The organism is Micromonospora zhanjiangensis (assembly GCF_042650605.1).
Lineage (GTDB): Bacteria > Actinomycetota > Actinomycetes > Mycobacteriales > Micromonosporaceae > Micromonospora_J > Micromonospora_J zhanjiangensis.
Genome location: NZ_JBHSBN010000009.1, coordinates 179,706 through 191,743 on the forward strand (window position 1 = coordinate 179,706; position 12,038 = coordinate 191,743).

The 12,038-nt window shown below is 74.1% G+C and carries 10 protein-coding genes; 4 read left to right on the forward strand and 6 right to left on the reverse strand.

All coding sequences use genetic code 11. The features are described 5' to 3' along the window. Window positions 1-87: 87 nt before the first annotated feature. On the reverse strand, window positions 88-2,691 hold the full coding sequence (locus ACFOX0_RS16015) for a bifunctional FO biosynthesis protein CofGH (protein ID WP_377546283.1): 2,604 nt from the start codon (window positions 2,689-2,691) through the stop codon (window positions 88-90). 304 nt (window positions 2,692-2,995) lie between these two features. Further along, window positions 2,996-4,315, reverse strand: a complete 1,320-nt coding sequence (locus ACFOX0_RS16020; protein ID WP_377546286.1) for a hypothetical protein — start codon at window positions 4,313-4,315, stop codon at window positions 2,996-2,998. Between the two features lie 98 nt (window positions 4,316-4,413). On the opposite strand from ACFOX0_RS16020, the gene cofD reads away from it, so the two are divergent. Both cofD and ACFOX0_RS16030 read left to right on the forward strand, forming a co-directional pair. Next, window positions 4,414-5,367, forward strand: coding sequence for a 2-phospho-L-lactate transferase (cofD, locus tag ACFOX0_RS16025; RefSeq protein ID WP_377546288.1), 954 nt, complete (start codon window positions 4,414-4,416; stop codon window positions 5,365-5,367). After that, window positions 5,364-6,551: a coenzyme F420-0:L-glutamate ligase gene (locus ACFOX0_RS16030; RefSeq protein WP_377546291.1), complete on the forward strand. Its 1,188-nt coding sequence runs from the start codon at window positions 5,364-5,366 to the stop codon at window positions 6,549-6,551. Before cofD ends, ACFOX0_RS16030 begins: the two co-directional genes overlap by 4 nt. A 21-nt stretch (window positions 6,552-6,572) precedes the next feature. On the opposite strand, the gene ACFOX0_RS16035 is transcribed toward ACFOX0_RS16030, so the two are convergent. Beyond that, a complete protein-coding gene (locus ACFOX0_RS16035; protein WP_377546294.1) occupies window positions 6,573-7,583 on the reverse strand; it encodes an ArsR/SmtB family transcription factor in 1,011 nt (336 codons plus the stop codon). Window positions 7,584-7,841: 258 nt separating this feature from the next. Here ACFOX0_RS16035 and ACFOX0_RS16040 point away from each other — a divergent pair, with 258 nt between their 5' ends. Then, window positions 7,842-8,408 (forward strand): NUDIX hydrolase, encoded by a 567-nt coding sequence (locus tag ACFOX0_RS16040; RefSeq protein ID WP_377546296.1) that lies wholly within the window; start codon window positions 7,842-7,844, stop codon window positions 8,406-8,408. On the opposite strand, the gene ACFOX0_RS16045 is transcribed toward ACFOX0_RS16040, so the two are convergent. Beyond that, window positions 8,377-9,477, reverse strand: a complete 1,101-nt coding sequence (locus tag ACFOX0_RS16045) for a mannose-1-phosphate guanylyltransferase (protein ID WP_377546299.1) — start codon at window positions 9,475-9,477, stop codon at window positions 8,377-8,379. The two genes, ACFOX0_RS16040 and ACFOX0_RS16045, sit on opposite strands and share 32 nt — an antisense overlap. Before the next feature lie 66 nt (window positions 9,478-9,543). After that, window positions 9,544-10,689, reverse strand: coding sequence for a glycosyltransferase family 4 protein (locus ACFOX0_RS16050; protein WP_377546301.1), 1,146 nt, complete (start codon window positions 10,687-10,689; stop codon window positions 9,544-9,546). 167 nt (window positions 10,690-10,856) lie between these two features. Here ACFOX0_RS16050 and ACFOX0_RS16055 point away from each other — a divergent pair, with 167 nt between their 5' ends. Further along, entirely contained in the window at window positions 10,857-11,549 is a 693-nt protein-coding gene (locus tag ACFOX0_RS16055; RefSeq protein WP_377546303.1) for a TIGR03089 family protein, read from the forward strand. A gap of 9 nt (window positions 11,550-11,558) precedes the next feature. Here the strand turns inward: ACFOX0_RS16055 and ACFOX0_RS16060 are convergent, their stop codons facing one another. Continuing rightward, on the reverse strand, window positions 11,559-11,906 hold the full coding sequence (locus tag ACFOX0_RS16060) for a hypothetical protein (RefSeq protein WP_377546305.1): 348 nt from the start codon (window positions 11,904-11,906) through the stop codon (window positions 11,559-11,561). Window positions 11,907-12,038: the final 132 nt, after the last annotated feature.

Sequence of the window (12,038 nt, forward strand, 5' to 3'; positions counted from 1 at the left end):
GAGGGCTCCGGCCGGCGGAGCACCGCGGTTGCCCGACGCCGGCACGAAGAGGTACGGATCTGCGCTCCGTACGGTTCACCGTCGTCGTCAGACGATCCCGTAGGCCGTCGTGCGCGGGCGGGCCGACCGGCCGGCGGCCGCCGCGATCGCTTCCAACTGCGCCACGGTACGGGCCGAGCCGTTGTCCGAGCCGGCCATCCGGGAGATGGTCTCCTCCATCAGCGTGCCGCCCAGATCGTTGCAACCGCCGCGCAGCAGCTCCGCCGTGCCCCGGTCGCCGAGCTTGACCCAGGAGCACTGGATGTTGTCGATCCGGCCGTGCAGCAGCAGCCGGGCCATCGCGTGCACCACCCGGTTCTCCCGCCAGGTCGGCCCGGGTCGGGCGATCCCGGCCAGGTAGATCGGGGCGTTGGTGTGCACGAACGGCAGGCCGACGAACTCGGTGAACCCGCCGGTGCGGTCCTGCACCCCGGCCAGCACCCGGAAATGGCCGAGCCACTGGCCGGGATGGTCGACGTGCCCGTACATCATGGTGGAGCTGGACCGGATGCCCAGCTCGTGGGCGGTGGAGACCACCTCGACCCAGGCGGACGCCGGCAGTTTGCCCTTGGTCAGCACCCAGCGCACGTCGTCGTCGAGGATCTCCGCGGCGGTGCCCGGGATGGTGTCCAGGCCCGCGTCGCGCAACGACCCCAGCCACTCCCGGACGCTCACCCCGGCCTTGGCCGCGGCCGTGACGATCTCCATCGGGGAGAACGCGTGCACGTGCATCCCGGGCACCCGGGCCTTGATGGCCCGGACCATCTCCGGGTACGCGCTCATCGGCAGCTTCGGGTCGATGCCGCCCTGCATGCACACCTCGGTGGCGCCGGCCCGCCACGCCTCCTCGGCCCGGTCGGCCACCTGGTCCACCGAGAGCCGGTACGCGTCGGCGTCCCGCTCGCGCTGCGCGAAGGCGCAGAACCGGCAGCCCACGTAGCAGACGTTGGAGAAGTTGATGTTGCGGTTCACCACGTACGTGACGTCGTCGCCCACCGTGTCCCGGCGGACGTCGTCGGCGATCCGGCACAGCTCGTCCAGGGCCGGTCCGGACGCGGCGAACAACGCCAGCGCGGCGGCCTCGTGCTCGGGGCGCAGCAGCGCGGCCGGGTCGTCGCCGGCCAGCCGCAGCCCGGCCCGCAGGTCGTGGTCGGTCGTGCCGCGCGCCGCGCCGGTCGCGCCGCGCGCGCCGGCGGACGCGTCGGCGGCGGCGGACGCGTCGGCGGCGGCGGACGCGTCGGCGGCGACGGACGTGGCGCGGGCCTCGGCGGTGACCTTGTTGGCGACCTCGGACCAGTCGCCGTAGACGCTGTCGAAGTCGCCCCGCCGGTCACCGGTCCGCCCGGTCGTGTCGATGGTGGCGTGCAGGTCGGTACGGCCGCCGGGGACGAACCCGTCGTCCGGCTCCTGCCAGGGCCGGCCCACCGGGCGGGCGTCCTCGACCGCCAACCCGGTCGCCGGGTCGGCCAGCGCGCCGACGTGCGCCGCCAGGCGTGGATCGAGCCACGGGTCGCCGCGCCGGACGTACTCGGGATAGACCGTGAGCCGCTCCCGCAGGGTGAACCCGGCCGCGGCGGTCCGCCGCGCCAGCTCGTCGAGCTGCGGCCAGGGCCGTTCCGGGTTGACGTGGTCGGGGGTCAGCGGCGAGACCCCGCCCCAGTCGTCGATGCCGGCGCGCAGCAGCAGGTCGTACTCGCCCTCGATCAGGTTGGGCGGGGCCTGGATCCGGGCACCCGGCCCGAGCAGCACCCGGGCCACCGCGACGGTGGCGGCCAGGTCGTGCAGCTCGGCGTCCGGCATGCCGCGCATCGCGGTGTCCGGCTTGGCGCGGAAGTTCTGCACGATGACTTCCTGGATGTGGCCGTACTCCCGGCGGCTGCGCCGGATCGCGAAGATCGACTCGGCCCGTTCGGCCCGGGTCTCGCCGATGCCGATCAGGATGCCGGTGGTGAACGGCACGCCGACCCGACCGGCGTCGTCGAGCACCCGCAGCCGGACCGCCGGTTCCTTGTCCGGCGAGCCGTAGTGCGGACCGCCCGGCGTCGACCAGAGCCGCTCCGCGGTGGTCTCCAGCATCATGCCCATGCTCGGCGCCACCGGCTTGAGCCGCTGCAGCTCCGCCCAGTCGAGCACCCCCGGGTTGAGGTGCGGCAGCAGACCGGTCTCCTCCAGCACCGCCACCGCGCAGGCGCGCAGGTAGCCGACCGTGGAGTCGTAGCCGCGCGCGGCCAGCCACTCCCGGGCGGCCGGCCAGCGCTCCTCGGGCCGGTCACCGAGGGTGAACAACGCCTCCTTGCAGCCGAGCGCGGCCCCCTGGGCGGCGATCGCGACCACCTCGTCGCGGTCCAGGTAGGCGGCCGGCACCCGGTGCGGCACGGTGGCGAACGTGCAGTAGTGGCAGCGGTCCCGGCACAGCCGGGTGAGCGGGATGAACACCTTCTTGGAGAAGGTCACCACGCCCGGCCGGCCCGCCTCGGCCAGACCCGCGTCGCGGACCGCCCCGGCCACGGCCAGCAGTTCGTCGAGCGCGGCCCCGCGCGCCGCGAGCAGCGCCGCGGCCTCGTCGGTGTCCAGCGTCCGGCCGTCGGCGGCCCGCCGCAACGCCCGCCGTACGCTCGCCTCACTGGGCGCGTTCTCGAATCGTCCAGCCACGCCTGAAGCCTAGGCGGTGACCCGCGACACCACCCGCGAGCCGTGGGCTTGATCGTTAACGTCTCAACCGTCACTGACCCGGCGTGTCGTCGTACGGCTCAGCCGTTAACGATCAAGCGTGGTCCGCTCGGTCTTGGGCCTCGCCCGGATTCCCAGGCCACCCCGGGGGACCACCTCGTTCTGGGCCCACATCATCTTCGTAGTAGCTACCCGAAAGATGATGTGGGCCCAAAATGTCGTTGTGCCGGCGACGGCTGGCCTCGCCTCCCGGCGGAAGGCTGGAGCGCTCGCCGACGCCGCCGGGTCAGCCCTTCCGGTCGGAGCCGTCGTCCTCGGAGGCCGGCCGGCGACTGGCCGGGATGATCATCTGAGTGGCGTCGTCACCGGACTCGTGGCCACCCGCCGTCGGCCTGGGGATCACCTGGGTCGGCTCGGCACCACCGGCCCCCGAGTCGGTTCCCGCGGCCGGCGGGGCAGACGCGGGTGCGGTTGACGCGGGCGGAGCCGAGGCGGGCCGGGCCGACGCGGGCGGAGTCGACGGCGAGGCCGAGGCAGGCGAAGAGCTGGCGGCCGCCGGCGGGGCCGATGCCGGTGCGGTAGCCGCAGGCGGAGCCGACGCAGGTGCGGCGGAGGCCGGCGGGGCCGACGCAGGCGGAGCCGAGGCCGGCGGGGCCGAGGCGGGCGGGGCGGAGGCGGGCGGGGCGGAGTAGGAGGTGACCTGGGTGGCGTCCGCCGAGGCGATCCCGCCGCCGGTGACACCGGGCGCCTGGCCCGGGGCGAAGGTCGGCTGCGAACCGGACTGGTCCGCGCCGTAACCGGCCGGCTGACCGGGCTGGGCGGGCTGGGCGGTGCCGTAACCGGTCGGCTGGCCGGGCTGGGGTGCGCCGAAGCCTGCGGGCTGGCCCGTGCCGTAGCCGGCGGGCTGACCGTACTGACCGGGCTGGGGTGCGCCGTAGCCGGCCGGCTGGCCGGCGCCGTAGCCGCCGTACTGGCCCGGCTGGCCCGGCTGGCCCGGCTGGCCCGGCTGGCCCGGCTGGCCGTATTGGCCCGGCTGGCCGTAGCCCTGCTGCGGGTAGCCGCCCTGGCCGTACGGCGGGGCCGACTGGGGGCGGCCGTAGAGACCGGGCTGCGGCTTGGGCTTGGGTACGTAGTAGAGCGTCCGCCAGATTTTGAACACCGCGTACCCGGCGACCGCGAAGATCGCGAACCAGGCCAGCCGGGCCAGCAGGCCGGTGAAGGCGTACTTGAACTGGGCGTCGGCCAGGTCGTTGACCAGGGCGACCAGGAACGTGATCAGGCCGAGGAGCGCGGAGAGGGCGTACTCGCCGAGGGCGACCTGCGTGATCAGCTTGGCCCGCGGCACCACCGGCTGGATGTGCGTGGCGAGCAGCACGGCCAGCAGCGGCAGCACGATGGCGGTGAGGCCGGCGAAGTCGGCGAAGGCGCCGCTGGCCCGTCGGCTGAACGTGTCGTTCGCCGATGCCGGCACCAGCAGGTCGATCAGCCCGACGAAGAGCAGCAGCGCGTTCGCCCCGACGAGCACGAGTGCGGCGAGCTCCCGCAGTGGCTTGGTCAACTGGCTGGCCTGTTGTTCGGTCGGCGTCGGACCGGGCTGGCTGGTCAAGGATCCCCCTGAAGCGGTGACGGACGGTTAGCGATCGTGAGCCTAGTCTCCCCGGTCGTGCCCCGCCTCCGGACGACGCGTAGGCGAGGATGGTTGTCATGCACATCGTGGTACTCGCCGGCGGTATCGGCGGCGCGCGGTTCCTCGCCGGGGTCCGGGCGTACGCCCGTGCGGTGGACGCCGAGGTGACCGCCGTGGTCAACGTCGGCGACGACGTCCTGATGCACGGCCTGCGTATCTCCCCCGACCTGGACAGTGTGATGTACGCCCTGGGCGGCGGCGCCGACGCCGAACGCGGCTGGGGCCGGTCCGACGAGACCTGGACGGTCAAGGGTGAGCTGGCCGCCTACGGGGCCGAGCCGAGCTGGTTCGGCCTCGGCGACCGGGACATCGCCACCCATCTGGTCCGCACCACCATGCTGAACGCCGGTTACCCGCTGTCCGCGGTCACCGAGGCGCTCTGCGCCCGCTGGCAACCGGGCGTACGGCTGTTGCCGGCCACCGACGACCGGCTGGAGACGCACGTGGTGTGCGACCTGCCGGACGGCGGGGGTCAGCGGGCCATCCACTTCCAGGAGTGGTGGGTGCGCTACCGGGGCGAACTGCCCACCCACCGGTTCGTCTTCGTCGGCGCGGACGCGGCCAAACCGGCGGCCGGCGTACCGGAGGCGTTGGCCGCCGCCGACGTCGTCCTGGTGGCACCGAGCAACCCGGTGGTCAGCATCGCCCCGATCCTGGCCGTACCCGGTCTGCGGGACGCGGTGGTCGGCGGCCGGGCGCCGGTGGTCGGGGTGTCCCCCATCATCGGCGGCGCGCCGGTACGCGGCATGGCCGACAAGTGCCTGGCCGCGATCGGGGTCGGCTGCGACGCGGCGTCCGTCGGCGGCCTGTACGGCGCCCGCACCAAGGACGGGATCCTGGACGGCTGGCTGGTCGATCCGGTCGACGCCGACGCCGAGGTGCCCGGCGTCACGGTCCGGGCGACACCGCTGTGGATGACCGACGAGGAGAAGACGGCCGCGATGGTCCGGACGGCGGTGGGGTTGGCGTGAGGCTGGAAATTCTGCCGGTGATCGGCATGCCCGACGTGGCCGAGGGCGACGACCTGGCCGCGATGATCAGCCTGGCGGCGCCCTGGCTGCGCGACGGCGACGTGCTGGTGGTCACCAGCAAGATCGTCTCCAAGGCGGAGGGACGCCTGGTCGACGTGCCGAAGGACGGTCCGGAACGGGCCGCCGCCAAGGACGAGATCCTGGCCGCCGAGACCGCCCGGCCGGTGGCCCGGCGCGGCGGGACCCGGATCGTGCAGACCCACCACGGTTTCGTGATGGCCTCGGCCGGCATCGACGCGTCCAACGTCGACCCGACCCGGCTGGTGCTGCTGCCCAAGGACCCGGACGCCTCGGCCCGGTCGCTGCGTACCGCGCTGCGCGAGCGGCACGGCGCCGACGTGGCGGTCATCGTCTCCGACACGATGGGCCGGCCGTGGCGCAACGGCCTCACCGACGTCGCGCTCGGCGTCGCCGGCATGCCACCGATCCGCGACTACCGCGGCGAGTTCGACCCGTACGGCAACGAGCTGAGCATCACCCAGGTGGCCGTGGTGGACGAGTTGGCCGCCGCCGCCGAACTGGTCAAGGGCAAGTTCGACCAGGTACCGGTGGCGGTGGTGCGCGGCTACCCGATCGCGCCGGTGCCCACGGCCGTCGGGGAGCAGCGACCCGGCGGCGCCGCGGCGGACGGGTCGGGCTACGGCGCGGACGCGGGCGCCCCGGCCGCGGAGCCCGAGCACGGGCCGGGTGCGGCAGCCCTGATCCGGGACGCCGAGTACGACCTGTTCTCGCTCGGCACCGCCGAGGCGCGGGCCGAGGGGCTGCGCGCGGCCGGCACGCTCGGCCAGGCCGAACTGCCGCCCGAGGGCACCGGGCCGGTGGACCCGGCCGCGCTGCGTCGGGCGGTGGCCACGGTGGCCGGTGCCGTGGCGCCCGGCACGGTCTTCACCCCGATCACCGGACCGGACGTACGCGGGTTGCTGGCCGGCTCGGTGCCGGACTGGCCGGCGGCGGCCACCGGGGCGGTCACCTGCGCCCTGCCGGCGGATCCGGCTCCGGCCGCCCTGCTGCGGCTCGGCGCGGACCTGCACCGGCTGCGGGCCGCGCTGGCCGCCGAGGGCATCCCCTCCACGATCCTCACCCCACCCCCGACCACCGGCCTCGCCGCCGTCCTCGCCGTCTGACCCGCCGGCGGCGCTGGCCGTTCAATGGTCGAGGATGGCGCGGCCGAGGGGGGTCAGGGTGTGCAGGACGGTGTTGCGTTCGCGCTGGCTGATGATCAGGCCGGCGTTGCGCAGCACGGTGGTGTGCTGGCTCGCGGCCGCGGCCGAGATCTGCAGCCGCCGGGCGACCTCCCCGGTCGAGCAGCCCCCGTCGATGGTCTCCAGCACCGCCGCCCGGGTGCGGCCGAGCAGGGCGGCCAGCGCCGCCCGTTCCTCCGGGTTCCGCTTCGCCGGCACGAGGTCGGGTTCCCCCGCCGCCGGCAGGATGCCGCCGAGCCGGTCCACCGGGTAGACCAGCACCGGCGGCAGGTCCGGGTCGAGCAGTGCCACCGGGACCCGTGAGCAGAAGAACGACGGCACCAGCAGCAGGCCGCGCCCTTCGATGCGCAGTTCCCGCTGGTACGGGTAGTCGTACACGTCCAGCACGCCCGACTCCCACCGCATCGACGGTCGCAGGCTGGCCAGCAGCCCCTCCGTACCGCCGTCGAGCAGCGCCCGGGACCGGCGGATCCGGTCGGCCTCCACCGCGGCCTGGATCCGGGGCCAGTACGGGCTGATCGCGGTCTCCCGGTACGCCCGCATCGAACCGGTCAGCCGGCGCAGCGCGCCCGGTTCGCCCCGGGCCAGCTCGGGAGCGCTGGACGGCAGGGCGTTCTCGCCGGCCAGGACGGTCATGTCCCGGTGCAACTGGCGAATCGGGGTGGACCGGATCGCCTCCAACCCGGCCTCGAAGCCGTCCCGGCTCACGTACGGGGTGAGGAAGTCGGGGAAGTAGCCCTGCGGCGGGTTGAGGGCGAACAGCAACCGGTGCTGGGCCGCCGTGCCGTCCCGCCGCAGGGTGTGCGCCACGTCGCGGCGCCAGCCCGCCATCACCGGTTCGGGGCGGCGCCGCTGGAGCAGGTGGAGGCTGAGGATCGTCTCCCAGACCGGATCCGCCGCCGGGGCCACCCTGGTCCGGATGATGTCCTCGCTGGAGAAAAAGATCCTCAGCACGGGCACTCCACTGTGGTCGCCGACCGAAATCCGATGACGATTCGGATTTTACCCACCCTGCCGCCAGGGGTCTTTAAGCCTGGACCGAAATGCCTCGACTGGCAGGCCCGCGACCAGGCATGCTCAGCGGGCCCACAGCGGTCGCCGGCGGGCCGGTGGCGCCCGGGACGTACACCACGAGGGTTCGCGGCCATGGTTTCCGCGAAGGTGTCGCCCGGCGTCACCGGTCCGCCGGTGTTGTTTCGGTACAGTCGCACCATGCCGGCCACCCTGCACGCCGACGCGAAGTCCCTGCTCACCGGGTGGCAGCCGGCCACCCCGGCCGGCCGGCGGGCCCGCGCGGCGACCCTGCGACTGCTCGACGACGGTCCGGTCGCGTTGACCCGGGCGCACCGTCCCGGCCACCTCACCGCCAGCACCCTGGTCGTCGACGCGACCGGCTCCCGGGTGCTGCTCTGCCTGCACGGCCGGTACGGCGTCTGGGTGCAGCTCGGCGGGCACTGCGAGCCGGACGACGCCACCCTGGCCGGGGCCGCCCTGCGCGAGGCCACCGAGGAGTCGGGCATCACCGGGCTGCGGCTCGACCCCCGACCGATCGACCTGGACATCCACCCGGTCACCTGCCACGGCCGGTCGACGCACCACGACGTACGGTTCGTGGCGGTGGCCCCGCCGGACGCCGTCGAGCGGGTCAGTCCGGAGTCCACGGCCCTGGGCTGGTTCGCCCCGGACGCGCTGCCCCGGCCGTTGGCCGACGCCACCGAGCAGCTGGTGGCGCCGGCCCTGGCGGCGGTCAGACGTACCCGTGCTCGCCGCGCTCCTTGAGCTCGTCGACCAGCTTCTTCACGTCCTGCGCCCGGTCACGCGGGCAGACCAGCACCGCGTCCGGGGTGTCCACCACGATCAGGTCGTGCACCCCGACGGCGGCGACCAGCCGACCGGACTGCGGCACCACCACCAAGCCGGTGCTGTCCTGCAACAGCACCCCGGGCTTCGCCTCGGCCCGATCGGCACCGAGCACCACGTTGCCCGCCGGGTCGCCGGGCAGCACCTCGCCCAGGGTGTGGAAGTCGCCCACGTCGTTCCAGCCGAAGTCACCGGGTACGGTCGCCACCCGGCCGGCCGCCGCCGCGCCCTCCATCACCGCGTAGTCGATCGAGATCTTCGGCAGCGTGGGCCAGACCGCGCCGAGCACGTCGTCCTGCTCGGCGGTGCCCCAGGCCCGCGCGATGGTGATGATCCCGGCGTGCAGCTCCGGTTGCTGACGCTCCAGCTCGGTCAGGAACACGTCCACCCGCCAGACGAACATGCTGGCGTTCCACAGGTGCCGGCCGGAACGCAGGTACGCCCGCGCCACCTCGGCGTCCGGCTTCTCCTTGAACTCCTCCACCCGGCGCAGCGGACCGTCGCCCAGCAACTCGCCGCACTGCAGGTAGCCGTACCCGGTCTCGGCCCGGGTCGGGGTGATCCCGACGGTCGTCAACAGCCCCTGCTCGGCGCCGGCCACCGCGGCCCGGACGGTGTCCACCCAGACCGCCGGGTCGCCGATCAGGTGGTCGGCGGCGAACGACCCCATCACCGCCTCCGGCTCGCGGAGCGCGATCACGGCGGCGGCCAACGCGATCGCCGCGCAGGAGTCCCGCTGCGACGGTTCGACCAGGATGTTCTCCTCCGGTACGGCGGCCAGTTGCCGGGCCACCGCGGCCGCGTGCGCGGCGCCGGTCACCACGAGGATCCGCTCGGGTGTGGTCAGCGGGTCGAGTCGTTCGACCGTCGCCTGCAGCAACGAGGCGGAGGTCCCGGTGAGGGGATGCAGGAACTTGGGATGACCGGCCCGGGACAACGGCCACAGTCTGGTGCCACTGCCGCCGGCCGGGATCACTGCGAAGAGCATCAGCCCATCATGCCGGACCGGACGGCCCGGTCCCGCACACCGGGTCTCACGGACGGTAGTCGGATCTCATGCTCGCGCCCGGCTCCAGGCGGCGACGTGCACCTCGGCGCTGGTCTCCCAGGTGAACTCCTTGGCCCGGTCGAACCCGGCCTTGGCCAGGGTCAACCGGCGCGCCTCGTCGTCCAGCAGCAGGGCCAGGTCGGTGGCGATCTGGTCCGGGTCCTCGCTGGTGTAGGCCACCGCGTCGCCACCAACCTCGGGCAGCGACAGTCGCGGCGTGGTCAGCACCGGCGCGGCGCAGGCCATCGCCTCCAGGATCGGCAGGCCGAACCCCTCGCCGTACGACGGGTAGGCCGCGACCAGCGCGCCGCCCAGGAAGCCGGGCAGGTCGGCGTAGCGCAGGTAACCCGGCCGGAGCAGGCGCAGGTGGGCCGGCACCTCGGCCACCGCGCGGTCGATCTCGTCGTCGTGGCCCTGCCCCCCGGCGACCACCAGGGCGGGCGGGTTCTCCCGGTCCTGCACGGCGCGTACCCAGCCGCGGACCAGGTTCGGGACGTTCTTGCGGGGCTCCTTGGCGCCGAGGAACGCCACGTAGCTGGTGCCGGCCAGGCCGAGCCGGGCGGCGACCCGGGCCTTCTCCTCGTCGCTGGGGGCGTGGAACGCGGCGTGGTCGACCCCGTGGTAGGCCACGTCGATCCGGGTCGGGTCGGCGTCCAGCAGCCGGATCAACTCGTCCCGGGTGGCCTTGCTCGGCACGATCACCCGGGCGGCGCGGCGCAGCGAGGTCTTGATGGCGCTGCGGAAGAACGTCCGACGCGACTTGTCGTAGTGCTCGGGCTCGGTGAAGAACGTCGCGTCGTGCACGGTCACGGTGACCGGACAACCGGCTCGCAGCGGACAGGTGTAGAACGGCGAGTGCAGAACGTCCGCGCCGACCTGCTGGGCCAGCAGCGGCAACCCGGTCTGTTCCCAGGCCAGCCGGGCCGGCCGGTGGGCCACCGCGGTCGGCGCGGCGATGATCTCGGCGGCCGGCAGCATCCGGGTGTACCGCTCCAGGTCGGTGCGCAACCCCACCACCGCGAGCTCCAGGTCCGAGCCGATGACCTTGCCCAGCGCGCCGAGCAGGCCATCGACGTATCTACCGACGCCACCGCGGTCGGCGGGGACACTCGTGGCGTCGACGAGAACGCGGGGCGGGCGACCGGCGGTCACTGGGCAACTCCTCAACATCGCGGTGCTGTGGGGGACGACAGCTGTGGCAAACACCACTGCGCCAGCCTACGCGGGCTCCCGGACGGGCGTGGACCGCGACCCGACAGGCGGCTGTCTTTCACCTGTCTTTGTTTCGACCGACCAAGGTACCGGTATCGTCGCCCCCGATGGTCGACAACCTTGCCCGGATCTTCGCCGCCGCGGTGGCGCCCGACCCGGCCCGCCCGCTGCTCACCTGGTACGACGACGGCACCGGCGAGCGCACCGAACTGTCCGGCGCGACGCTGTCCAACTGGGTGGCCAAGACGGCCAACCTGCTGGTCGACTCGGTCGGGCTGGCGCCCGGCGACGAGATCGGCGTACTGCTGCCGGCGCACTGGCAGACCGCCGCCGTACTGCTCGGTTGCTGGTCGGCCGGCGGGGCGGTGACCACCGGGCCGGCGCGGCCGGTGGAGGCGGTGTTCGCCGCGGCGGACCGGACCGCGGAGGCGGCCGGCTGGCCGGCCGGCGAACGGTACGCCCTGGCCCTCGCCCCGATGGCCGCGCCGCTGCGGGACGTCCCGGCCGGCTTCGCCGACTACGTCGTCGAGGTACGCGGGCACGGCGACCACTTCACCCCCGGGCCGGCCGGCGGTCCGGGGGATCCGGAGCTGATCGGCCGGGCCGGCCGCCGGGCGGCGGAGTTCGGCCTCGGCCCCGGCGATCGGGTGCTGATCGACGCGGGCCGGCACCCGGACCCGGTGGACTGGCTGCTCGCGCCGCTGGTGGCCGGCGCCAGCGTGGTGCTGTGCGGGCGGCTCGACCCGGCCCGGTTGTCGGATCGGCTGACCACGGAACGGGTCACCGTCAATCTCGCCTAGGTGCTTCGGTCAGAAGCGGTCGTGGCCGGCGGGGCGGAGCGAGCCGTCGGGGGTGCAGGTGTAGCGGCCGGCGGGCTCGGTCAGCCATGGCCTGTCCCGGGCCTCGCCGTCGGTGAGCAGGTCGGTGCGGACTGTGCGGATCATCAGTCTGGCCCGGTGCTCGTCGGGTTCCGTCCCGATCAGGTGGTCCAGCAGGAGGCGCTGCCGGCCGGCGGGCAACCGGCCGTCGGTCAGCCAGTTCGCGGGCACCCGGCACCAGACCGTGCTGATCACGTCCGACAACGGGTGCACGGCGTGCCCGGTCCCGTCGCGCAGGTCGAGGGTGCCGGTGATCGTCAGCCGCAGGTAGGTGCCCACGGAAGGTGAGACGCCCGGGTACCCCCACCGGGTTGCTGACCGGCCGGTCAGAACGCGCGGGCCGAGCGGTCACCTCCACCGGGCTCAGGGCCGGACCGACCGGCCGGTCGAACGGATCGGCCGGCCCGGCGC

Excerpts from the sequence above, each read along its gene's own strand:
- ACFOX0_RS16040 (WP_377546296.1), top strand. The coding sequence starts at position 7,842 with ATGCCGGCCACCCTGCACGCCGACGCGAAGTCCCTGCTCACCGGGTGG.
- ACFOX0_RS16045 (WP_377546299.1), bottom strand. The coding sequence starts at position 9,477 with ATGCTCTTCGCAGTGATCCCGGCCGGCGGCAGTGGCACCAGACTGTGG.
- cofD (WP_377546288.1), top strand. The coding sequence starts at position 4,414 with ATGCACATCGTGGTACTCGCCGGCGGTATCGGCGGCGCGCGGTTCCTC.
- ACFOX0_RS16055 (WP_377546303.1), top strand. The coding sequence starts at position 10,857 with ATGGTCGACAACCTTGCCCGGATCTTCGCCGCCGCGGTGGCGCCCGAC.